Annotated in this window: 2 protein-coding genes; both read right to left on the reverse strand. The window is 48.6% G+C overall.

Annotated features, from left to right (window positions below; translation table 11 throughout):
• A partial coding sequence (locus tag A3750_RS18745; protein WP_231871885.1) for a uroporphyrinogen-III C-methyltransferase occupies positions 1–455 on the reverse strand: 455 nt, incomplete at its 3' end.
• A partial coding sequence (locus tag A3750_RS18750) for a (2Fe-2S)-binding protein (protein ID WP_197475149.1) occupies positions 452–1,009 on the reverse strand: 558 nt, incomplete at its 5' end. The genes A3750_RS18745 and A3750_RS18750, both read right to left, overlap by 4 nt.

Genomic DNA, 1,009 nt, shown 5'->3' on the forward strand with positions numbered 1-1,009 from the left:
AGTAGGGCACACTCTTCACCCGCACGAGCAAATATCGCCGGATCTCCTCCTTTAAGTCGAACTACCCGCTTACCGGATTGAGCAAGCTCCAGAAGCACCCTACAGATCTCTGGTTGTGTCATCGAGTGCTGACCGTAGCGCTTACCCACATACATCTTTTGTGCTGATGCCGGAAACATCGCAACCACATCCTCTCCAACAAGAGCATCGTAAAGAATGACTTCGGCCTGCTGAATCGCTTTGTATGCTTTGATGGTCAACAGCTCTGCATCACCAGGGCCGGCACCAATCAAATGTACACATCCGTCGGATGCGCGCTGGCCTATCCCTTGGTTGCTAGCATCAGATAAATTCGTACCCGAAGTCGATGAACTGACTCTCTGAAACACACCGAGGCGCGCCTGCGCGAATACATCTTTAACACGCAAAATAATGCTTGCTGTTAGTGCGCTCATACCAAAACCTCCTCAGGCTGCAACGACACCATTTTTACGTCACGCTTCGCCAGTATTTTCTTCAATTCCGGCTTACACGATCCACAATTGGTTCCACACTTAAGCGCATCGCCAAGCGACTCTACAGAGTCACATTGCTTGGTTTCTATGGCATCATGAATGGCCTTCTCTCCAACCTTGAAACAACTACAGACAATTTTCCCTTGCGTAAATTCATCGTCCACCTCTCCGTGCAGAAGTTCATGAATCTGTTCGCTACTCAATGCATTTTCCTGAATAAGAGACTCAAACCACGCTCTATGAAAATCGAGCGGTGACGACTGCTCCATCAGGAGGGCGCTCAAAGCACCCTGATTTAAATATAACGAGACTCTGCCAGTAGCCTTGGTATGGCTCATGCTTTGAGTCGAAGAAATGACGCCTAAATCGGCTAACTGCTGGGCAATTTCCGTAGTCGATTCAAGACAACTGATCCGATAAACGAACGCACCATTGATTCGGATTTTGCTCCAAACTTCGGCCATCGTCGACAAAACACGATGATCAAGCTCCTC

The sequence above is a fragment of the Oleiphilus sp. HI0079 genome, assembly GCF_001635105.1.